General features: G+C 52.7%; 16 protein-coding genes and 1 riboswitch. Of the genes, 8 read left to right on the top strand and 8 right to left on the bottom strand.

Features of this window, described 5'->3' with window-relative positions; translation table 11 throughout:
• Positions 1-74 precede the first annotated feature (74 nt).
• From MUB23_RS16065 to MUB23_RS16050, 4 genes are all read right to left on the bottom strand, one after another.
• A complete protein-coding gene (locus MUB23_RS16065) occupies positions 75-1,157 on the bottom strand; it encodes a TRAP transporter substrate-binding protein (protein WP_244801768.1) in 1,083 nt (360 codons plus the stop codon).
• A gap of 50 nt (positions 1,158-1,207) precedes the next feature.
• Positions 1,208-2,494 (bottom strand): TRAP transporter large permease, encoded by a 1,287-nt coding sequence (locus MUB23_RS16060; RefSeq protein ID WP_244801793.1) that lies wholly within the window; start codon positions 2,492-2,494, stop codon positions 1,208-1,210.
• Positions 2,488-2,976 carry a TRAP transporter small permease gene (locus MUB23_RS16055; protein ID WP_244801766.1) on the bottom strand — a complete coding sequence of 163 codons (489 nt, stop codon included), beginning with the start codon at positions 2,974-2,976 and terminating at the stop codon, positions 2,488-2,490. The genes MUB23_RS16060 and MUB23_RS16055 overlap by 7 nt, the downstream gene beginning before the upstream one ends.
• 87 nt (positions 2,977-3,063) lie before the next feature.
• Complete coding sequence (locus MUB23_RS16050; RefSeq protein ID WP_244801765.1) at positions 3,064-3,711, bottom strand: MBL fold metallo-hydrolase; 648 nt, start codon at positions 3,709-3,711, stop codon at positions 3,064-3,066.
• A gap of 320 nt (positions 3,712-4,031) precedes the next feature.
• On the opposite strand from MUB23_RS16050, the gene MUB23_RS16045 reads away from it, so the two are divergent.
• The gene (locus tag MUB23_RS16045) at positions 4,032-4,925 is read left to right on the top strand and encodes a helix-turn-helix domain-containing protein (RefSeq protein WP_244801764.1); all 894 of its coding nucleotides are present in this window, start codon (positions 4,032-4,034) and stop codon (positions 4,923-4,925) included.
• A gap of 12 nt (positions 4,926-4,937) precedes the next feature.
• On the opposite strand, the gene MUB23_RS16040 is transcribed toward MUB23_RS16045, so the two are convergent.
• The gene (locus MUB23_RS16040) at positions 4,938-5,756 is read right to left on the bottom strand and encodes a DNA-3-methyladenine glycosylase family protein (protein ID WP_244801763.1); all 819 of its coding nucleotides are present in this window, start codon (positions 5,754-5,756) and stop codon (positions 4,938-4,940) included.
• Positions 5,757-5,998: 242 nt separating this feature from the next.
• Between MUB23_RS16040 and MUB23_RS16035 the strand changes: the two genes are divergently transcribed.
• On the top strand, positions 5,999-7,171 hold the full coding sequence (locus MUB23_RS16035; protein WP_244801762.1) for an SAM-dependent methyltransferase: 1,173 nt from the start codon (positions 5,999-6,001) through the stop codon (positions 7,169-7,171).
• Positions 7,172-7,266: 95 nt separating this feature from the next.
• On the opposite strand, the gene MUB23_RS16030 is transcribed toward MUB23_RS16035, so the two are convergent.
• Positions 7,267-7,797, bottom strand: coding sequence for a spore maturation protein (locus MUB23_RS16030; protein ID WP_244801761.1), 531 nt, complete (start codon positions 7,795-7,797; stop codon positions 7,267-7,269).
• 230 nt (positions 7,798-8,027) lie between these two features.
• On the opposite strand from MUB23_RS16030, the gene MUB23_RS16025 reads away from it, so the two are divergent.
• The gene (locus MUB23_RS16025; RefSeq protein WP_244801760.1) at positions 8,028-8,612 is read left to right on the top strand and encodes a LysE family transporter; all 585 of its coding nucleotides are present in this window, start codon (positions 8,028-8,030) and stop codon (positions 8,610-8,612) included.
• Between the two features lie 101 nt (positions 8,613-8,713).
• Positions 8,714-9,994 (top strand): glycosyl hydrolase family 18 protein, encoded by a 1,281-nt coding sequence (locus tag MUB23_RS16020; protein WP_244801759.1) that lies wholly within the window; start codon positions 8,714-8,716, stop codon positions 9,992-9,994.
• 113 nt (positions 9,995-10,107) lie between these two features.
• Here MUB23_RS16020 and MUB23_RS16015 read toward each other — a convergent pair whose 3' ends face one another.
• Entirely contained in the window at positions 10,108-11,022 is a 915-nt protein-coding gene (locus tag MUB23_RS16015; protein WP_330641914.1) for a cation diffusion facilitator family transporter, read from the bottom strand.
• 106 nt (positions 11,023-11,128) lie between these two features.
• Positions 11,129-11,218: riboswitch (NiCo riboswitch) on the bottom strand.
• 197 nt (positions 11,219-11,415) lie between these two features.
• On the opposite strand from MUB23_RS16015, the gene MUB23_RS16010 reads away from it, so the two are divergent.
• A complete protein-coding gene (locus tag MUB23_RS16010) occupies positions 11,416-12,192 on the top strand; it encodes a helix-turn-helix domain-containing protein (protein ID WP_244801757.1) in 777 nt (258 codons plus the stop codon).
• 66 nt (positions 12,193-12,258) lie between these two features.
• On the opposite strand, the gene MUB23_RS16005 is transcribed toward MUB23_RS16010, so the two are convergent.
• The gene (locus MUB23_RS16005; protein ID WP_244801755.1) at positions 12,259-12,543 is read right to left on the bottom strand and encodes a helix-turn-helix domain-containing protein; all 285 of its coding nucleotides are present in this window, start codon (positions 12,541-12,543) and stop codon (positions 12,259-12,261) included.
• A gap of 183 nt (positions 12,544-12,726) precedes the next feature.
• Here MUB23_RS16005 and MUB23_RS16000 point away from each other — a divergent pair, with 183 nt between their 5' ends.
• From MUB23_RS16000 to MUB23_RS15990, 3 genes are all read left to right on the top strand, one after another.
• Entirely contained in the window at positions 12,727-13,101 is a 375-nt protein-coding gene (locus tag MUB23_RS16000) for a BlaI/MecI/CopY family transcriptional regulator (protein ID WP_244801753.1), read from the top strand.
• Entirely contained in the window at positions 13,088-14,467 is a 1,380-nt protein-coding gene (locus MUB23_RS15995; protein ID WP_244801752.1) for a M56 family metallopeptidase, read from the top strand. Before MUB23_RS16000 ends, MUB23_RS15995 begins: the two co-directional genes overlap by 14 nt.
• Before the next feature lie 146 nt (positions 14,468-14,613).
• Positions 14,614-22,442, top strand: a 7,829-nt coding sequence (locus MUB23_RS15990; RefSeq protein WP_244801750.1) for a DUF6531 domain-containing protein, incomplete at its 3' end; no start/stop codon positions are given.

The following is a 22,442-nucleotide window of genomic DNA, read 5'->3' as shown; positions in this document are numbered from 1 at the left end:
GAGGGCAGAGACCCTCCGGATCCGCTGCCGGACGGCAGGAGATACAGAAGGCCTCATCCGATAAAGCGAAAGTTTTACTTCGTTACCGCCTCAATGGCTGCCAAGAACGCGTCCATGGTCTCGTCGCCGATCTGTCCCCGGACCGTGTCATATACGCTGGAGGCTTTCTCTTTCATCTGATTCAGCACGTCGTCGGAGAGGTCGATAAATTCCATTCCCTGCTCTTCCAGCTGGGTTTTCAGCGTGCTTTCATAATCTCTCGCGTATTCATAGGCGTACTGCTCCGTCAGCTTTCCGCATTCTTCGAAAATGGCTTGATCTTCCTCAGAGAGGCTGTCAAAGAATGCGCCATTCACCATGACCGGGGCCGTGTAAACGATATGGTTGGTGTTGATGATGTATTTCTGGACCTCATACAGCTTAGAGCCGACAATGGAATCCAGCGGATTTTCCTCCGCATCCACCAGACCCTGCTGGAGGGCAATGTAGGTTTCCGACCAGGGGAGAGGCGAAGGATTTGCGCCCAGCGCCGACCAGTAGGCCGTGTGCAGGGAATTCTCCAGGGTACGAATGTTGATGCCTGCGATATCCTCCACACCGTGGACCGGCACGTTGCTGCTCATTTCCCGGAAATACACGGCGCCGAAGGAGAGAAGCTCGATGCCCTGTTCCCTCATAATGTCGTTGATCTGCGGGCGGAATTCGGTTTCCGTGTACAGCTTGTAGGCGGCCTCAATGCTGGGAACGGCGTTGGGCAGGTCAATGAAGGCCAGTTTCGGCGAATAGTAGGAGCCGAGGCAGACGCCGGAGAGCTGTACTTCGCCCGCTTTGATCATCTCTACACTTTCCGTCAGGGAGCCCAGCTCAAAGTTGGGGTGGATCTCCACGGTGTAGCGGCCGCCTGTTTTTTCCTCCAACAGTTCTTTGAAGTGGACGGCAGTTTCCTGGAGAATCGAGGTGTCGCTGGCCCCGTGGACGTAGAGCAGCTTTTTGGATTCCCCGGACGGCGCGACAGCGCTGCCTTTTGTGGCCTCCGCGCCGCTTTGGGCCTGGGTTCCCGCCTGGGCCGCCGCAGTTGTGGTTCCGCTGCCGCCGCCGCAGGCGGACGCGCTTGCAAGCAAGAGGGCGGATAAGAGCCAAACCAATGTTTTCTTCATGTTTCTTCCTCCTTTATGTTTCGGTTATATGGTTGCTTCAAAAGTAACAATCAAAGGGCCAGTGAGATGGCCGGTATAAATGTGATCAACAGCAATGCGGCGATAAAACAAAGGGTAAACGGAATACATTTCTTCCCCAGGGCGCCGACCGGCACATTAGCCAGAGGGCTTGCTACAAACAGGTTCAGCCCAAAAGGCGGGGAGACGAAGCCGATTGCCAGGTTGACCACCACAATGATGCCGAGATGAACAATGTCGATGTTCAGGGCCGCCGCAATGGGAGAGAGCAGGGGGCCGATGATTACGATCGCAGGTCCCACGTCGATCAGCATGCCGAGGATCAGCAAAATCAGGTTGAGCGCGATCAGGAAGGCGGCGCGGGTGGAGAAGTTATTTAACAGGTATTCTGCCAGCATGGCGGGAGCGCCAATCAATGTCAAAACCCGGCTGAACGCGCTGGCCAGAGCGATCAGAGCCAGAATCGGCGCATAGGAGCGGACGGAATCGCAGATCTCACGCCAGACCTCCCCTGGTTTCAGCGACCGGTAGATAAAGATAGAAACCACCAGGGAGTAGATCACGGAGATGCACGCGGCTTCGGTCGGTGTGACCGCGCCGGAGTAAATCCCGCCCAGGATAATGACCGGGGTCAGCAGAGCCCAGAACCCATCTTTGATCACGGACAGGCGGCCGCGGTTTTTCAGATTCGCATAATTGGCGGCAATCTTTTCCTTATCTTCCCCGTGGCGGCGGCAGTAAAAGTAGGCGTAGCCCATCAGGCAGAAGGCGATCAGAATGCCGGGGATAATACCGGCGACAAACATATCGCCGACGGATGCGCCGGTTCCCAGTCCCCAGAGAATGAACGGAATGCTGGGAGGAATGATGACGCCAAGCCCGGAGGCGGCTGCCACGACCGCGGCTGCAAACAGGGTCTCATAGCCCAGGGAAGTTAAGACCGGTATCGCCATGGCGCCGACCGCGGCGCAGGTGGCCGGACCGGAGCCGGAGATGGCCCCGTAGAAGAGGCAGGTCAGGATCACGGCGCAGGGCATGCCGCCGGTCCGTTCTCCGAGAAAGCAGGCGCAGATATCAAACAGTTTTTTGGAGATCCCGCCCTTTGCCATGATTGCTCCGGAAAGGACGAAGAGCGGGATGGCGAGAAGGGGCGTGCTGTCCACTCCGCTGATGATGGAGCGGATGATGTAGGCCTCGGAGGTCAGAAAGTTGGGATCCACCAGGGCGGGCACCACGACGGCCGATCCCAGGGCCACGGCGATCGGCACGGAGCAGATCAGCAGGACGACCAAGAGAGCGAATACCAGGATTGTCATAATTGCTTTTCCTCCTTATTCCGAAACGTACGGATGATATCTTGTATGGAGCGGATGATGGCAAGGCCGAAACAGGCGGTGCCCCAGCCGTAAAGGAGATACATGGGAAAGCCCATGGCGGTGCTGACCTGTTTGCTGTTCAGAGACAGTTGGACTGTGGAGAAGGAGTGATAAAACAGGTAAGAGTACAATCCCAGCGACAGCAGCTGAACCAGGAACTCCAGGACTTTCCGGGCCGTTTCCGGCAGGTATTTCACCAGGATATCCACGCGGAGATTGATCCGGTAGCGGATACAGTAGCTCAGGGAAAGGAGCGTGGAGCAGACCAGGCAATACCGGGTGAATTCTTCCGGCCAGGACAGCGCGTGGGACAGGACGTAACGCATGATCACCTGTAGAAAAATGACCAGGGTAATCAGGATGAGAAACCCGCCCAGGACGGTTTCTTCAAAGCGTTCATCCAGCCATCTGAGCAATTTTTTCATTTGTTGCTTCCTCCTATGATAGAATGGCAGAATCGTTGCTGCATACGCTCCTTTGGCGGGAGCGTATAGTTTCCGACGATTGACTGATTATAGGTAGTTTCTCCTTTTATCCGGGATCCCGTGGCCCGGACAAAGCATGGTAAACTTTAAACTGCGAAGCCGTTCCAGCGATTGGCCAGCCAGGACCGGATCCTCTGTCCATTCCGGATTTGCTCCGGAAAAGACACCGCCTGAGATCGAAAACAGGTCCCCGCCGAACAGGACCTGACGGTAGAGGAGGCAGACATGTCCGGCCGAATGGCCCGGTGTATCCAAAATCTGAAACTCGCCGACAGCACTGGAATCCGGGTAAAATTCTATGTGGGGAAGCTGGAGATGGAACTCCTCGCACATTTTTTGTTTATTGGGAAGGCGCTCCCGCTCCCCGGTGAGATAATCCTTTTCCAGCCGGGAGATCCAGACCGTGCAGCCGGTCTTTTCCTGGAGCCAGGCCGCGTTCCCGATGTGGTCCAGATCCGCATGGGTCAGAAGGATCTGTTTTAAAGGAAGGCGGTGCTGCCCCAGCAGGCGAATCTCCTCCAGGATATCATAGGAAAAAGGAGGGAAGCCGGAATCGATCAGACTGACGCCGTCCGGTTCCAGGACCGCGTACACCATGGAGTCGCATTCCCGGCCATGATAAAGCACCTTTTTTCTGGTACATTCCAACATATAAATATTTTCTTTGATTTTCATATTTCTACCAATAAATTCCACTGAAATCTGCTAAGTTATCATGTAAAATATACATTGTTCTATTATTAAAAATATTATCACAGAAACCTTGGCGTGTATATCGAAGATATCGTTGAAATCCGGGCGGAAAACCGGGGGTTTTTCGGGGTTTTCACAGTTCATTATTAATATCTTGTTATTCCGGCTGCGCTCGCTTGGCGGCGGCCGGAAAAGGGCGCAGGATTTAAAACAGCTGTCCCATAACTGGGAATTTGACCGCTTGCCAGAAAAAAAGAATCATGCTAGGATGAAAATGAGAAATGGGGGAAAGGACGGATTTTATGAGAAAGATCTATATGGAGGGAACAAAGAATGAGATATTCGCCGGCAGCGATCTGCCCAATATCTCGTTTATCAGTCATGTGTCCGGGAATCCCGACTGGACCATTGCGCCGGTGAAGCACACGGAGTGGTGCGAGGTGCTCTATATTAATCAGGGCAAGGCTTACTATACCATCGACACCAAATCCTATACCGTCAGTAAAGGGGATATCCTGATCCTAAATGCCGGAGTCGTGCATGCGGCCTGCTCCGACCGGGAAGAACCGGTGGAACGGTGGTCCTGCGCTTTCCGGGAGCTGCAACTAAAAAACAGAGCCTTTAACCAGATCATCCCGGACAATCTGACCCCGGTGATTCCAGTGGGCCGGTCCGGAGATTTTATCGACGGGTGTTTCCGCCTGATCCTGGACGCCTGCACCTCCCCCAGCAAGAATACGTACAACATCTGCCAGCATGCGATCTGTACGATCCTTTCCTTTGTGGACGACCGGATCGGCGATCTGCCGAAGAGCCTTGAGGCATCCCAGGCCAGCAATCTGGCGAAAGAGATTATCCATTATATTGACAATCACTACATGCTTCCGCTGACGCTGGAGGTTTTGGCCAGGGAGTTTTTTATCAGCACGGATTATCTGAGTCATATCATTAAGATGGAGGTGGGAATTTCCCCGATCAATTATCTGATTAACCGGAGGATCGGCGAATCCCAGCATCTGCTTTTGTCCACCATGCTGCCCATCGGTACAATCGCCGAGATGGTGGGATACCCCAATATCAATCATTTCTCCAGTGCGTTTAAAAAACGGATCGGCATTGCGCCGGGCCTGTTTCGGCAGCAGTTCCATATTGCGTCGATCCCGGCGGGAAACCATGGGGAGGGAAAGATGCGGTAGAGAAAACCACCGTTACTGGGAGATTTCCCCCTTCTTCAAGTCATAGTAGAAAATATATTGCTGCAAGATGCCGGAGAATCCGGGAAAAGACTCGTAGGGAAAGCCGTCCGGGTATTCCTTATCCAGCACCTGCCGGATGTGGGTGTCAACCGGGAAGGCATCCAGGTGATGCAGCCCGAACAGGCAGATACAGTCGGCCACTTTGGTCCCGACGCCGGAGAGCTTCATCAGCTCGGCCTTGGCATCGGCGTAATCCAGATCAGCCAGGCTGTCCCAACTGATTTCCCGGTCCCGGACGCTGCGGGCGGTCTCCCGGATGTAACGGCTTCGGTACCCCAGATTGCAGGCGCAAAGGCCGTCCAGATCCGCGTCCGCCAGAACGGCGGCCTTTGGAAAGTCATAGTAGGCTTTATCACCGGAATATTTCTTTTCTCCATACCGTTCACAGAGAAAATCAATGCACTTTTTGATCCGTTTGATGTTGTTTTGCTGAGAGATGATAAAAGAGACGGTCATTTCCCAGAGGTCCTGGCGCAGAATCCGGATGCCCCGGCCAAAACCGGCGGCCTCGATGAGATAAGCGCTTCCGCTGTGGGCCAAGTCCTGATACCGGCCATAGTCGGCGTCCAAATCAAAATAATTTTTCCATATCGCATCGTATTCTTCGGGGGAGCAGTAAAATGTGACGGCATCCCCCTCTTGCGCCAGCTCTAAGTACCGGCCCAGTGCAACGAGGCTGTAACGGTTTTCTTCCATCGGGCGCAGCCGGAAGCACTGCCCGGATTCACAGATTTGCCGGATAGAAAAGAGGTCCTGCTGTATTTTTATCATTGGTTTCCTTTCTGATGTTATGGATACCTGACGGCCAGGCATTTCGATCCCTTTTTCCCATATTGTATAGAAAGAAATATAAAAAATCAAGAAAAAACAGCTGGCGTTAGCGCCGGTTCTTTTAAAACGAAATGAGTCATTATAAAAATGGTGTAAATATGGAAATAGAAGGCAAGAATACCAACGTATACGGTTATGCAGCGAAGCGCAGATCAGGCAATTCACAAAAAAGGAGTTAAAAAATGTTTGAAGCATTGGAAGAAAAAGAGATGGTACAGTTTCTGGGCAAGTTTTCCGACCATCCGTTCCTCGTGAAATTTGTGGAACATGAGTATCCGATTGGAGAGGGAGAACCGGCTTTCCGCGTGATTTTTAAAAAGGCAATACCTTTGACAAAGCTTCTTTCCAGCACTTCCCTGGCGCTGGGGGAGGCCTATATGGACGGCGATCTGGAAATCGACGGGGATCTCTATGAAGCTCTGGATCATTTCCTAGGGCAGATGGACCGGTTTTCCGCGGATACCAAAGCCTTGAAAAAGTTGATTCATACATCCACCTCGAAGAAGAACCAGGAACGAGAGGTGTCGAGCCATTATGATATCGGCAATGATTTTTACCGGCTTTGGCTGGATGAAACGCTGAGTTATTCCTGCGGATACTTTAAAAATCCGGAGGACACCCTTTACCAGGCTCAGGTGAACAAGGTGGATTATATCCTGGAAAAACTGTGTCTGAAAGAAGGCATGACGCTGTTGGATATCGGCTGCGGCTGGGGATTTTTGCTGATCGAAGCGGCGAAAAAATACCGGATCCGCGGGACCGGCATCACCCTGAGCAAAGAACAGTATCAGGAATTTCAGCGCCGGATCGAGGCGGAGAACCTACAGGACTACCTGGAAGTAAAATTGATGGATTACCGGGATCTTCCCAAATCCGGCCGGGTCTTTGATCGGGTGGTCAGCGTCGGCATGGTGGAGCATGTCGGCCGGGACAATTATCCGCTTTTCATTCATGCGGTTCATCAGGTGTTAAAGGAGGGCGGCGTATTTCTCCTCCATTTTATCAGTGCCAGAAAAGAATACCCCGGGGATCCCTGGACAAAAAAATATATTTTTCCCGGCGGCATGGTGCCGAGCCTGCGGGAGATCATCTACTTTATGGGCGAAGATGATTTTCACGTGCAGGATGTGGAGAACCTGCGCCTCCATTACAACCGGACGCTTCTGTGCTGGGAAAAAAATTTCAGAGAGCATTTGCCGGAGGTACGGAAAATGTTTGACGAACGGTTTGCGCGGATGTGGGATCTCTATCTTTCCGCCTGCGCCGCCACGTTCCACAATGGGGTCATTGACCTGCATCAAGTGCTGGCGACCAAGGGGGTCAACAACGAGCTTCCGATGGTCCGCTGGTATTGACGGTTTCCCTCTGTCTCACGAAAAAGCAGCCAGCCCGATTTTCAATCCAGGCTGGCTGTTTGGCCTCTTCTTGATCTTTCAGCAAGGGCAGCGCCTTAGTAGGCGAGCCGCCCGGCAAGAAAGATACTGGCCGCAACGCCTGCCACGGTGGCGAGCAGCGCGCCGGCCAGCGTGTAGCGGGTTTTCTTCACCTTTGCCGCGATAAAGTACACGCTCATGGTGTAAAAAATGGTCTCGGTGCAGCTCATCAGGATGGAGGCTGCCATTCCAATGGTAGAATCCGGGCCGTAGTTGGAGAAAATGTCTGTAACCAGCCCATTGGCTGCGGAAGAGGAAAACATGCGGACCAGGATCAGCGGCACCAAGGCGCTGGGAATCCGGAACCAGTCGGTCAGGCCGGACAGGCAGTGGGCCAGCAGGTCCAGAAGTCCGGAGGCGCGAAGGACGCTGACGGCGGTCAGAAGTCCGATCAGGGTCGGGGCAATCTCCACCACGGTTTTCAGCCCGTTTTTGGCGCCGTGGATAAAGTCATCGTACACCGGACGGTTTTGGGAAAGGCCGTAGGAGACCACATAAAAGATAACCAGAGGCAGGATCAAGTCGGAGAGGTAGAGCAGGATTTTCACGTCGCAGCTCCTTGGGAGTGTTTTTACTAGTTTATGAGGCGGCAGAAGGAGACAGACCTTAAAAGGAGTGCGGGCCATTCCTTGGTCTCCGCCAGATCGGGTCCGGCTGATTCGAAAGGAGAGTGCCATTCGATTGACGGTAAGTTACCGGCGTGTTATGATGAATTCGGATGTGCACGGTAGGGTACGGATATGTGCATCATCACATCATAACGAAGAAGAGAAAACCGATGATGAATCTTGCCGCATTTTTGTCTTACGTGGCGGTCGCCAATGTTTCTCCGGGACCGAACGCAATTATTTCCATGTCCAACGCCGGCCGCTATGAACTAAAGAAAAGCATCCGGTTTAATATTGGGATTTCCGCCGGAGTGTTTTTTGTGATGCTGCTGTGCAGCGTTTTCAGCCTGACAGTAGTGCGGGTTTTTCCATCGGTCCAGCCGGTCCTGATCTGGATCGGCGCAGGTTATATCCTCTGGCTTGCCTATCAGACCTGGATCAGCAAGCCGGTGGAGGGAGGGGGAAAAGAAACATCGGGAAGCCTGTTTCTTCAGGGCGCCCTTCTTCAATTTGTCAATCCCAATACGATCCTCTACGGAATCTCTGTCTTTGCCACCTTTATCGTGCCTTTTTATCAATCTTTGCTGCACCTGGCTTTGTTCAGTGCATTCCTTTCGGCGGCAGCTTTTGTCGGGACCGGATGCTGGACGCTGTTCGGGTCGTTTTTCCGGGGGTTCGTCAACCGCCATTTTAAGCTGGTCAATGGGATATTGACAGGGCTTTTGGTGTATTGCGCGGTGTCGCTGGTTTGGTAGGAAAAGAAAAAGGACGGAATGTCTCGAATTTGATGGTCTGACGAATGGAATGGCTTTGCCGCTGCATACTTTAGTATGACTTCTTCTTTTCGAGGCAGAGAATGATCCTTCATGTGGTAAAAAGCGGCGAAACGCTGGCATCCATTGCGGCCGTCTACGGAGTATCCGAAGCGCGTCTGCGCTATGACAATCAGTTGGCGGACCCGGCCCTTCTGGTGCCCGGCCAGGCGCTGCTTGTCCTGATACCGGAGCTTGTCTATACGGTGAAGCCCGGCGATTCGATTTATGGAATATCCCAAAGCCAGGGCATTCCTCTGAAACAGCTGATGCAAAACAACCCGTGGATTCTGGACCAGGGTCCTTTGATTCCCGGTGAGACTTTGGTCATCCGGTATGAGGGCGAGCCTTCGGTGCAGCTCGATATGAGCGCCTACAGCTACCCCTTCACCAGAGCGGCTACTTTACACGAAGCTTTTCTGGAAATCCAGGATCTTCTGATTTTTTCCTATGGTTTTACGATGGAAGGAACGCTGATTCCCCCTTTGAATGAGACGGCTATCTTGGAGCAGGCCAGGGAATTTGGCCTGAATTCCATCCTTGTGCTGACGCCGTTCGGGGAGGATGGGCAGTTCAATAACAATCTGGTGAAGGTATTGGTCGAAGATCTGGAAGTCCAGGACCGGGTGATCGCCGGACTGAGATGGAATGCCCTGGAAAAGGGGTACCGGGGAATCGACGTGGATTTTGAGTATATCTTGCCGGAGAACCGTGTGGAGTATGCGGTGTTTGTGGAGCGGCTGGGAGAGGCGGTCCGGCCCGACGGCCTGACGGTATCCGTGGCGCTGGCCCCGAAAACTTCCGCCGACCAGCCGGGACTGCTGTATGAAGGGATGGATTACCGGCTGCTGGGGGAGGCGGCGGACAGTGTGTTTTTGATGACGTATGAGTGGGGGTATACCTACGGCCCCCCGATGGCGGTTGCCCCTCTCAACAAAGTCCGCGAGGTGGTGGAATATGCCCTGACCGAGATTCCGCCGGATCAGATTTTTCTTGGGGTCCCCAACTATGCCTATGATTGGCCGCTTCCCTTTGAGCGCGGCGTGACAAGGGCGGAGACCATTGGGAATACGGAGGCGGTCCGGATCGCCGCTGAGAATGGCGCGGAGATCCAATGGGACGAGACGGCGCAGAGTCCGACCTTCACCTATCAGCGGGCAGGGGTTACGCATGAGGTATGGTTCGAGGATGTAAGAAGCTGGCAGGCTAAGCTGAACCTGGCCCAGGAATACGGGCTTCGCGGCGTCGGAGTCTGGAATCTTCTACGGGAATTCCGGCCGGGGTGGCTGCTGGTTGGGGCGATGAATGGGGCGGAGAATACTTAAACGGTAATTTCTATTTCTCATAGATTTTATCAACACATGGGAGACAGAGAGATTTCTTCATCTTGAAAATAATACAGGCCGGTATGTTTAGATAAATACCGGCCTGCCTTTATTTAATTTGCCGGATTCACATGAATCATAATATGTTTAATATCCGTAAAATTTCGTTCTACACTGGAATGGACACGCTCGGCAACCGCATGTGATTCACGCAGGGACTTGTCGCCATCAACCTCGATTTCCAAATCAATATATATTTTACTGCCGAACATACGGCTGCGAAGGACATCGACACGCACAACATCCTCCTGTGCAGAAACATAATCTTTCAGCTTTTTCTCATATTCATCGCCGCAGGAGGTGTCCAGCATATTAGCCAGCGCGCCTTTCAGGATATCGTAAGACACCTTCAGAATGAATATACAAATCACTACGCTTGCGGCGCTATCCAGAACAGGGAAACCCAGCATAGCACCTGCAATACCAATAAGGGAACCAATGGAGGAAAACGCATCTGAACGATGATGCCATGCATCGGCCATAAACGCAGGTGAATTAAGAATTTTTGCATAATGCCTGGTGTACCAGTACATTCCTTCTTTTGTGACAATCGAAACCACTGCCGCAACCAGTGCGATTGTACCAGGAATGGCCAGGTTCTCGTAATTGCCCGAAAAAATGTTGCTAAGGCCGACTTTTCCGATTCCCAATCCCGTTACCAGTAAAATTAGTCCTAAAATCAGTGAAGCTACACATTCCATCCGCTCATGACCATAAGGATGCTGCTTGTCTGCATCCTGTTTCGATATTTTCACACCGATAAATGCAATCAGCGTGGCAAACACATCTGAAAGCGAATGAACCGCATCTGAAACCATAGCTCCGGACTTGCCGAAAATTCCGGCAAAAAGTTTAAAGGCTGTCAAAACGATATTACCGAAAATACCTACGAAAGACACTTTTTTAATGATTATATTCTCGGTTATATTGTTTTGCTCCTGGATGGTGCTGTCCGTATTCATATTCATGGTTTTTCTCCTTTTCTATTCTGCCACCTATTCAAATTAATTCTTTATAGAAACATGCCCATGAGAGCTCCCATAAAAGTGTAAAAAAAACACCCATGAGACATACAACTGTCCCACAGATGTGAAATCATCTGCTGCCGCAATCAGCGACCCAGCCCCATGGTCGATTGACCATCGCCTGCTCAGTTTGTACTGTTGAACTCGCACCCCGAAAACGGATGTAATGCAGTGCAAAAAGTATGTTATCATGATACTGTACATTTGCTATTAAAGCAAGGCTTACGCCCATAACATGCTCGAAACATCAACTAAAATGCTCAAATCATCAATTCCAAAAAATAAAATATATGATACAATGTACATAATTTAACCGGAAGGGTAGAGAAGTGCAAAATGGAAAAATATTATGAACTAAAAAATGCCCTGGAATATATTGAAGCACATATATTTGAAAATTGCAGCCAGAAAGAAATTGCACGGGCCGCCTGTGTTTCATTATCTTCACTTCAAAAACTTTTTCGTTATGTATTTGGTCATAGCGTCAATGAATACATAACAAAAAGAAAAATGACACTGGCAGCGGCAGAACTCATGTCAAGTTCCATTTCAATTTCTGAATTAGCGAGCAAATACGGATATCGGTCAACCGAAGTTTTCAGCCGTGCTTTTCGCAGAGTGAATTGTTGTCTGCCATCAAGCTATCGCAAAGGAAAAGGAGCACAGTCTACTTTTACACCTTGGATGCTGCATGAAGGTGATATTATTCGACAATCATCAGCCTTGATAGAAGCTATTCAAAACACACCAAACTGTTTTGTTGTTTGTTTTGATGTCTCCAACATGGAATTTATCAATGAAATTTCACGTGATGCAGGAGATCTCGCACTCATGGAAACGGTACGGCGGATACATACCTATGCAAATAATAAAATGCAGATTTTCCGAATTGGCGGTGATGCGTTTTCTGTGATTACACCTTTTGAAAATGTGGAAGATGCAGAGCGCCTCGCTTCCGCAGTTCTTTCACACAATGGAGAAAAATTCTCCTATAAAGGAGAACAGATTCCATTATATCTTTTCGGCTGGTTTGGACGAAATACAGTAGTCAATGATTCGCCAGATCCTGCAAGAACTCTTCATGATTGTGTTAATCGTAATGGAATAATATAAATCATACTGCCGCCGGCGAAGCAAAGCTCCCCAACTGAAAAGAAAACCTCTCACTCTTGCACTTCTTTACGGCAGCGGTTCAAAAAATTTTGCAGGCGGAACATCCAAAGCCCGGCAGATGCTAAAAAAGGTTTCCATGGTCATGCCCCGCACCTGTGTCTTGGATTCCAGGGCGCTGAGAAACGGCCGGGAAAGTTCCGCCCGGCTCGCCAATTCTTCTTGCGTGATCCCAGCCTTTTGCCGGTAATACTTGATGTGGGCAAAGAGATCCAGATAGAAATCCACATTTTCGAAGTGAATTTTCCCCTTTTTGCTCAATTTTATTTTTTGCTCGTTATTCATCTGATCCATATTTTTCACTCCAGTAATCATTGTATTCAAATTCCCAGTATTCATAAATAAACCCTGCGGCTATTTTTGTTAACTGACCGTGACATTTGTTGCATTTTGTAAAAAAATTAGACTACAGCTTGCGGATTATGCAATTTTATGGTAAAATTTCTACAAAAGTAAAGATTTTAAAAGAGGTGAAACATGAACTTGTTGGATATTACCGACGGAGAGCTACTGGTGATGAAATGTCTGTGGGATGAGGACCGCCCCCTGTCAGTGGAGGAAATTATCGGGGGACTGAAGGGGAAATTTCATAAAGACAATAAATGCTCGACCGTGTACACATTTTTGAGCCGCCTGAGAGAAAAAGGCTATGTAGATTCCTATAAAAAGGGGGCTTCCTATTATTATTACCTGGTGTCCCAGGAGCAATTCCTGAAAAACTATTCGGATACGCTGAATCGTTTTTGGGATGATGAGGCTAAGAAACTCCTGCTGGCAGCTTTTGTGCAGCGGCAAAATTACACAGAAGAAAAAAGGAAAAAAATACAGGAATTGATTGATGAATTGGAATGAATTTTTTCTACTAGCCATTTTGTTCAATACGATCAGCGGGACATGTATTCTGGGAGTCTGGTACTTGTTGAAACGCTTGCTGGTCAAGTCCAATGATATCCTGCTGTTTTACCGCCTGTTAAAAGTCGTCATCGTGTTTTATCTGCTTCCAGTTTTAATTGTCGCCCTGATGGAAGAGAGCAGAACGGTCTTTGGCTGGACAGGCTGGCTTCATCTGAGTTCTGAGGTGATGAGGAGCGCGGGCTGGTTTTTTTTATGGATTTGGTTTACCGGCTTTTTGTGGAAGGGAAAAGACCTGTGGTTATGGGAGAGAAAATGCCGGGAAATCCAGAAGCATTCGGTGTGCGCTTCGGAGAAGGATCTTCGGCTTCTGGAAGAGTGCTGCAACCGTGTTGGAATCGATAAAAAGAGGGTTTCTCTGCGCTACAGCAGCATCATTGCCACCCCGCTGGTCTATGGTTTCTGGCGGCCGAACATCTATTTTCCTCTCGTTTTTCCAATGAAGGAAGAAGAAAAGAAGGCGGCGCTGCTCCATGAAGTAATCCATTACAAAAAACATGATACGCGGTGGCGGTATCTGGCTGAGTTCGTTCACTGTTTCCAGTGGTTTAATCCATTTGCCTGCAGGCTTTTGAAAGAAGTGGGGGAGTGGAGTGAGGCTTGCTGTGATTATCTAAGCGGGTCGATCTATGGAAATTTAAAGGAATACTATCATATTGTTGCGGGACGCACGCTGTCGGTGGAAGAGGGCTATTTTGGTTTCCATATGTCTCTGTTTTATACCGGAGAAGAATATCTGGAAAGGCGTCTCAAGCGGGTCAAAAGCTACCAGAACGCAAAGAAAAAAGGGCGATGGTTTCCCACGGCCTGCGCGAGCCTGTTTTTTGTCCTCAGTTCCGGAACGGTCTGGGCCGCTACGGAAGGCGCGCTGGATTTATACAAACAGGTTTACAAAGCCACTGTTGTGGAAAGGGAAGAACTCAGTGAGAGCGTGGAAATTTTGACCGAGCACCATGGCCGGATCGCGGGCAGCGCATCTATGTATGTGGAGGAGGCTGGGCCGGAAGGAAAAGTGCCGGGTTCCAGCATTCCGTTTGACTGGGCCGCTAAGCCCGGAGAGCTGCACGCCAGCCCCAGTTTTTCCTGCGGAAAACTGAGCCGGATTGAGGTGATGGTTTCCGTAAAGCCTGCCAATCAGACAATAAGGGTAGGGGTGATTGATCCGGACGGGCAGGTATTTTATGTCAATGGGAGCGGTTATATCTGCCATACCTTTCCGATTCAAAAGGGCGGAAAATACCGGTTTTATGTGGAAAACACCAGCGAAACCGGTATTCAGGTGGACGGCAGTTATGTCAAGCCATAAATGGAAGTTCATCTTCCATTTACATAAATCCTCTACAAAAATAGAGGAAATAGGAAAGAGAGGAGGTTTAAACGGCAAAGAGACGTTGCTTGATTGCGAGACGGCATACGAAGGGGAATGAACCAGAAAGAAAGGAAGGAATGTACATGAAGAGGAAACGGCATTTACGATGGAGGACATTGTTTGCGGTTTTATTGACGGTAGCCATGGGCCTGCAGGGGACAGAACCCCTGATGGTCTGGGCGGCGACGGAGATCCGGAACCAGCCGCGCACAGTCAGCTTTGTTCAGCCAAAGGCTTTGACCGATACGAACGGTCTGATCCAGCCGGAGGAGGAAGCTCCTTTGGTGAGCGAAACGGAAAAGCAAGCGCTGATCGACGCCAACACAGCGACTTCCCACGGCTCGGAAGAAGGGGCCTTGCCTGCGGAGGGAGAAGGCGGAGAGAGCAAAGGGCAGCCGGAAGGCCAGGCTCCGGAAACTTCCGGGGAAGACGCCGGGGCGGAGAACGGCAAAGAGAGCACGGCACCGGAACCTTCTTTGGGGGAACCGTCACCCGTGAATCCCTCTGGGGAACCGGAGACCGGGGAGAGCGTCTCGGAACCTGCGGATCCGTCCGAGACAACGGAGACGGAACCCGTGGTATTGGCGGAGCCCGAAGAACTGTATCAAAAAGAGCCGGAGGAGGGCGAACTGATCCGCTTTGACGAAGTCAGCCGCACGTACCGGCTTTCGGACGGCACCTACCGGACTATCGTCGGAAATGCCGGGACCTATCAGGATGAGGAAGGCCAGGTTCAGCTGATCGACAACACTCTGACCTCCTTTGCCACCTTTGCCGCGGACAGCGAGCCCAGCTACACCAACGGGGCCAATGCGTACCGGGTGATGATTCCGTCTTCTGTGGGGGAAGAAGGAATTTTGATGGAAAAGGACGGACATGTGATCCGGATGATTCCTTTGGGGGGAGATTACAGCAACCCGGTGGTAAAAGATAACGCAATCCGCTACAATGCGGTTTATCCGGGAGCCGATGTGCAGTATACGGTGACCGACCATTCTTTAAAAGAAGATATCCTGCTGCTTTTCGTGCCGGAAGAGCCAGTTTCCTATTCTTACCGGCTGGAGCTGGAAGAAGGGATGACGCTGGAACAGACGGCTGCCGGTATCTTTGTCTACGCCGAGGGCGCGGAGGATCCGGTTTTCTACCTGTGCGCGCCGGAGATGACCGATGCGGCGGACGCCTCCAGCAGCAAGATTTCTCTGAGCCTCGTCGAGGAAAACGGAATTTACACGCTGACCGTGACGCCGGATGCCGAATGGATTTTGGATGAGGCCAGAGTCTATCCGGTCCGCATCGACCCGTCTCAGGTCGCAATCCCTTCCTCCGCCATCGGACTTTATGGGATGGAAGAAGGTAGCCCCAATACCATTATGGACAACGACTGGCCGTATGTCGGCTACGACGACGGGATTGCCTCGACCAACTGGGAGGAATACCATAAGAAGAACCTGCGGACCCGGCTGTTCGTGGACATTGACTACGACTATTCCGAGCTGGGGGAGAATACGAAGATCGAGAAGGCGACCTTCCAGATCGCGCCCCGGTCCAATTACAGCAACGGGACCACGGAAATCGGGCTCTATACCATTGACTCGGATTGGAATCCCAAGACCTGGACCTGGAATATGCAGATCGATTTTCCGTTTACCTTTATCCAGTCCCAGTTCCCGGCCGGGAAGGGCGTCTACATGAATTTTGACATCACCGAGTATGTCAACAATCATGTGCAGGGAATCGCTTCGGACTACGGCCTAGCCTTAAAGGCCATCGACGAGTATGCCCAGTGTGAGATTATGTACAATAACCGCACCAGCGCCGACGCCGCGCCTCAGATCATCATCGAGTGGACCGAGGTGAATCCCGACGACACGGACCCGGAGCTGGCAAACCGGCCCATCGGTGATGTGACCATCAACCTGCGCCCGATCACGGAAAAGAGTGTGGACGGAAAGCTGCGCTTTGACGGCGTGTTTGCCGACGGCCTGGCCACGGCAAAGGCGGTGGTGGCGTACCAGCTGACCGGAAGCACCATGGTGGGTGTCACGGAGGCCCAGGGCCACTACATGTACCCGGACAGCACGGAATTTCAGGCCACGTTCCCGGACGGAACCAAATATAAGAGCCTGGATTCCAACTGGCAGACAGGACTCTTCTCCAACCTGGAATGCGACAAGGTTTATCAGATTACGGCGGCAGCCGCCAAGGACGGAGAAAAATCCGGGGAAGTAAAGAGTGATTCGTTCCTGATCTATCAGGTAAAGCAGTTCGATACGCTGCCCCGCATTGCTGCCCACTACGGCGTTCCCCTGGACACCCTGATGCGCGACAACCGAGTGCAGGACACGCTGCTGATTGAAAACAATACCATTTTTGTCCGGAACCCGAAGACCCAGGAGCCTTTTAACCCCGGCGAGCTGGGAGACGATACCAAACAGGATATCGACCGGGCTTTGATGGGGCGCGGGCTTCACTGCGAGTTCGGCTTTGAACCGGTGAACCTGAACACCGGAAATTTCTATTTTGACGCGGTGGACGCGGAGCGGCCGGATCTCGGCGGCATGTTCTCCGTCGGGCGCACCTACAATTCCGTATCCCAAAGCCGCGGGATGTTCGGCTATGGCTGGAGCTTTGACTATGACCAGCGGCTGGGCCTTCGGGAGGACGGAAGCGTCCTTTACCTGCGGGGCGACGGGAGTACGTTGGTATTCAGTCTGAGAGAAGACGGGGCCTACTACGCGCCGGCCGGCTACGACTATGTGCTCCGGCCTGCCTACGCCCAGGATGAGGAAGGAAATTCCTATGCGGAGTCCTGGACCCTGACCGACGGGGCAAAGAATCAGTACCTTTTTGATTCCTGGGGCATGCTGCAGTCAATCACGGACAAAAAAGGCTTGATCACCAGCTTTTCCTATAACGAGGCCTACTACCTGAATGGGATTACTTCCCCTTCCGGCGCGGTGTACGGCATCGCCTGTGACGCTTCCGGGCGGATCACTGGGATCACCCGCCCGGATGGAGCGGAACTTTCCTACGCCTATGATGAGGCCGGTAATCTGACCTCCTACACCAACGCCAGCGGGGACACCTGCACCTACGTCTATGAGGAAGCCCACCGGATGACTGAGTGGTACGACGAGAACGGGAACCGGGTGACGGCCAACGAATACGACGAGAACGGCCGGGTCATCACCCAGACCGACGCCAACGGGAACACGGCGTCTTTTGAGTACGGGGAAGGCCAGACTGTCACGGTGGACAATGAAGGCCGCCGGACCGTCTACACCTATGACGATCAGTACCGGACCACCCGCATCGATTATCCGGACGGAACCAGCGTCACAAAGAGCTATGACGGCGCCAACCGCCTGGCATCTGAGACGGACGCGGCCGGAAACACCACCTCTTATTCCTATGATGGAAATGGGAACAAGACTGGGGAGACCCGCGCGGACGGAACCTCCGCAGCCTGGACGTACGACAGCCGCAGCCTCCTTTTAAGCGAGACCGACTTCGCCGGAAATACGACCTTCTATGAGTATGACGGCGCCGGAAACCGGACGAAAACCACCTACGCCGACGGAAGCAGCATTTCCTATGAATACGACTCTCTGGGCCGGATGACAAAGGAGACCGGCGGAAACGGAAATACCATTACCTACGGGTGGGACAATGCTTGCCAGACGTCCATGACCGACGCGGCCGGGAACACCACCACGTACGGCTATAACGGGATGAACCGCTGCACCAGCAGCGAAAACGCCCTGGGGGAGACAACGGTCCAGGTCTATGACGCGGAAGGCCGCCTGATCCAAAGCATTGACGGGGCCGGAGCTTCCACCTCCTATGCTTACGATGGGGCGGGACGCCTGATCTCGGAGACCGACGGAAGAGGAAAGACAACCTCGTACGGGTACGACGCAGTCGGAAACCGGGTTTTTGTCCAGTATCCGGACGGCGGAGAAGAGCATTTTACCTACAATAAAAATGGGGAAAAGATTGCTGCGACAGATGTTTTGGGGAATGAAGTCTCCTATGAAGTGGATGCAGCAGGACGCGTACGGTCGGAAACCGACACAGCCGGTCGGACGATTTCCTATACCTACGATGCCAATGGGAACCGCCTCAGCGTCACCGACGCCAATGGAAATGTCACATCCTACACCTACGACACGGTGAAAAACCTGCCCATTACCCTGACGGACGCGGCCGGGAACACCACCCATTACGCCTATGACGGGAATGGAAACGTCACTGAAATCCAGTACGCCGACGGCAGTTCGGAGGCGACGGCCTACGACGGAAGGGGACGGGTCCGCTCTTACCGGGATGCGCTGGGAAATACGGCCGAGATGCGCTACGACGGTAACGGGAACCTGATTTCCACCAGCACCGGCGATGCCGTATACACCTATGCCTACGATGCCAACGGAAACCTGATCCGTTCCACGGACCCGATGGGCGGCAGCTGCTCCTACGTCTACGATGAGGCAAACCGCAGGGTCCAGGAAACCGATGAGAACGGCCGGATCATTTCCTATCAGTACGATGGGATGGGACGGATCCTGAAAAAGACCGACGGAGAAGGGATCACCACCACCTTTGCCTACGACGGAAACGGAAACCTGACCGAGAGCACAGACGGAAACGGGAATACGGCTACTTATACTTACGATTCCAGCAACCGCCTGACCTCTTCCACTAATGCAGCCGGATCCATCCAGGTCTATACCTACGACGCGGCGGGCAACCTTTTGTCCTCTGTGGACCCGATGGAAGGGACCACCACGTTTGCCTATGATATCCAGGGGAACCGGATCGGCGCGGTGGACGCAGCCGGGAACCCTTACGGTTATACGTATGATGCCAACGGCAACAACCTGACCGTCACCACGCCCGACGGCGGAGTCACCACGATGGAATACAACACTCTGAACCAGCTGGTAAAGAGTACGGATGCCGCCGGTCTTGCCTCCACCTTCTCTTACGACAGCCGGGGGAATCTGACGCTCACTGAGGACAGCACCGGAGCTTCCTTTGCGTACACCTACGACGTAGCCGGAAACCTGCTGTCTGAGACCGACAGTCTGGGCCGCGTGACCACATACGCCTATGACTCGGACGGACGCCTGGTTTCCCAGACGGATCCGGACGGGGCGGTGACGAAATACTCCTATGACGCTTTGGACCGGGTCGTATCCTCCGAGGCTGCGGACGGCACGGTGACTGCCTATGAATACAGCCCGGCAGGAGAGGTCCTCTCCATCACGGCCGGAAACGGGGCGGTAAACCAATACGTCTATGACGGGGCTGGCCGCCTGGCGAAGTCGACGGATCCGCTGGGAGCCAAAACCACCTATACCTATGACGGAGCAGGAAATCTGACCAGCATCACAGACGGAAACGGAATTACTACGGGCTATGCCTACGACGAAGCGGGAAATCTGACCTGCGTCACCGATGGAAACGGGCAGGAGACCCATTACGGCTACGATGCCAAGGGCCGTCTGATTTCCATGACCGATGCGATGGGAAATCCGGTGGAGTACCTGTATGACGCCATGGATAACCTGCTGAAATACAAGGAAAACGAGGATTTCATCACCGAGTACCGCTACGACGTGATGGGGAACCTGACGGAGGCGATCACTCCCAGAGGAGCCAAGACCTCCTATACTTACGATGCCCATCAGGTGATGACCAGCACCACGGACCCGCTGGGCCATGTGACTTCCTATGAGGTGGACTTGAACGGCCAGGTCACGAAGCTGACCCAGGCCAACGGCGGAGCTTACACCTACAGCTACGACAAGATGGGAAGAATACTCACCAGCGCCACGCCCCTCGGCTATGAAATTTCCTATACTTATGACGACGGCGACAACCTGATTCAGGAAAAGGACAGCCTGGGCCGCGAGACCAGCTACACTTACGACTCGATGCACCGGATGCTGACCGCCAGCAATGCAGAGGGAGGCGTGACCCAGTACGCCTATGATGCGGCGGGCAACCGGATTTCCGAGACGGATCCTTTGGGCCGCACCAACCAGTATGTCTACAACCTGGCGGATCAGATGGTGAAGGCCATTGATCCGGAAGGAAAGATCGACGAACTGACCTATGATCCGGTGGGCAATGTGAAGGAAATTCTTCAGTCCGGCGGCCGGAAGACCACCTATGCCTACGACGGGAACTATAACCTGACCGGAATCAAAGATCCCATGGGCAATCAGACTTCCTACGGCTACGACGCTCTGAACCGTCAGGTCTCGGCCACGGATGCCCTGGGGCGCACCGAGACGGCGGCCTATGATACTCTGAGCCGGCTGACTTCCTGGACCGGAAAGGACGGAAAGACGGAGAACTACACCTACGACGGCCACGGAAATATTCTGACCTACACTGACAAAACCGGCCGGGTCAGCCGTTACGCCTATGATCTGAACGACAACCTGACGCAGGTGACCATTCCCGGCGGCGGAGATACCTTCTACGCCTACGACAGCATGAACTGGCTGACCCAGTACACGGATGCTCTGGGCCGCGCCACCCGGTACACCTACGATCTGGAAGGCAACCTGACCACGCTGACCGACGCCTCCGGGCGGACCGAGAGCTATACCTACGATGCTCTGGGCCGGATGACCGACTATACCATGCCGGGAGGATCTAAGATCCATTATGACTATGACAAGCTGAACAGCCTGATCGAGAAGTCCTACACGGACGCGGAAGGAAATCCTGCCGAGGAAGCGGTGCGCTACGGCTACGATACCGCGGGCCAGCGGCTTTCCATGATGGATACCACCGGAACCAGCGCCTATACCTACGACGCTCTGGGCCGGATTGCCACCGTGACCAGCGGAAGCGGCAAAACCGTTTCTTATGCTTATGACGAGACGGACCATCTGGCTTCCATTGACTACGGAGACGGCACCAGTGTTTCTTATCAGTATGATTTAAATGGAAATCTGACGCAGGTGACGGACCGGAACGGGGAGATTACTTCCTATGAATATGATGCCGGAAACCGTCTGGTGAAAACTGTGCGCCCCAACCAGACCGAGACCAGGGTGACCCTTGATGCGCTGGATCAGATCGTTCTGCTGGAAAATGTCTGCTCCGAGTGCGGGGATGTGATCTCCTCCTATGCCTATACCTATGACGACAATGGAAATATCACCTCCGAGACCGCAGGGGAATCCCTGGTGGGCTACCTCTACGACAGCAAGCATGACGGGAAACACGACGACAAGCACGATGAACTGTACCCCCACGGCTTAAAGCACAACGGAAAGCATGACAAGGACGGAAACGGCCAGGCCCGCTATATTGAGACCACCCGCAGCTATACTTATGACGAGAACGACCGCCTGATTGGCTGCGAGGAGACGGATCCCAATTATGGAGCTACGGTTTACACCTACAGCTATGACGAGGTAGGGAACCGGATTCGTGCGAAGGAGACGTTAAAGGGCGAGCTCATTTCCGAGACGGTCTACACCTACAACGACAGCAATCAGCTGGTGAAGGCGGAGACCACGGAGATGGTGGCGAAGAATAAGAACAAGAAGGAAGAAAAGCAGGCCACCACTGAGTATACGTACGACGCCAACGGGAACCTGATTTCGGAGACGGACGGGACTGAGACGAAGACCTACACCTATACAGCGGAGAACCGTTTGAAGGCGGTCAGCGACGGCAGCCATATTCTTTTGGCCGCGACCTATGACGGGGACGGGGAGAAGATCTTCCAGCTGGATTATGTGGAGCCGGAGAAGAAGAACAATGGGAACGGGAATGGAAATAAGAAGGAGAACCATGAAATTCCTGTGATTCCGGAGGATGCTTCGGACGGCCTGAGTGAGCTTTATGAGATGGCAAGCGGAGCAACCGGGAGCTATACGCTGACGGA

Origin of the sequence: Cuneatibacter sp. NSJ-177 (assembly GCF_022867805.1) — a bacterium.
Lineage (GTDB): Bacteria > Bacillota > Clostridia > Lachnospirales > Lachnospiraceae > Pseudolachnospira.
This window is presented reverse-complemented; position numbering and strand designations above follow the sequence as displayed.

Excerpts from the sequence above, each read along its gene's own strand:
- MUB23_RS16035 (WP_244801762.1), top strand. The coding sequence starts at position 5,999 with ATGTTTGAAGCATTGGAAGAAAAAGAGATGGTACAGTTTCTGGGCAAG.
- MUB23_RS16040 (WP_244801763.1), bottom strand. The coding sequence starts at position 5,756 with ATGATAAAAATACAGCAGGACCTCTTTTCTATCCGGCAAATCTGTGAA.
- MUB23_RS16020 (WP_244801759.1), top strand. The coding sequence starts at position 8,714 with ATGATCCTTCATGTGGTAAAAAGCGGCGAAACGCTGGCATCCATTGCG.
- MUB23_RS16045 (WP_244801764.1), top strand. The coding sequence starts at position 4,032 with ATGAGAAAGATCTATATGGAGGGAACAAAGAATGAGATATTCGCCGGC.
- MUB23_RS16050 (WP_244801765.1), bottom strand. The coding sequence starts at position 3,711 with ATGAAAATCAAAGAAAATATTTATATGTTGGAATGTACCAGAAAAAAG.
- MUB23_RS16005 (WP_244801755.1), bottom strand. The coding sequence starts at position 12,543 with ATGGATCAGATGAATAACGAGCAAAAAATAAAATTGAGCAAAAAGGGG.
- MUB23_RS16025 (WP_244801760.1), top strand. The coding sequence starts at position 8,028 with ATGATGAATCTTGCCGCATTTTTGTCTTACGTGGCGGTCGCCAATGTT.
- MUB23_RS16000 (WP_244801753.1), top strand. The coding sequence starts at position 12,727 with ATGAACTTGTTGGATATTACCGACGGAGAGCTACTGGTGATGAAATGT.
- MUB23_RS16010 (WP_244801757.1), top strand. The coding sequence starts at position 11,416 with ATGGAAAAATATTATGAACTAAAAAATGCCCTGGAATATATTGAAGCA.
- MUB23_RS15995 (WP_244801752.1), top strand. The coding sequence starts at position 13,088 with ATGAATTGGAATGAATTTTTTCTACTAGCCATTTTGTTCAATACGATC.
- MUB23_RS16015 (WP_330641914.1), bottom strand. The coding sequence starts at position 11,022 with ATGAATATGAATACGGACAGCACCATCCAGGAGCAAAACAATATAACC.
- MUB23_RS16055 (WP_244801766.1), bottom strand. The coding sequence starts at position 2,976 with ATGAAAAAATTGCTCAGATGGCTGGATGAACGCTTTGAAGAAACCGTC.
- MUB23_RS16065 (WP_244801768.1), bottom strand. The coding sequence starts at position 1,157 with ATGAAGAAAACATTGGTTTGGCTCTTATCCGCCCTCTTGCTTGCAAGC.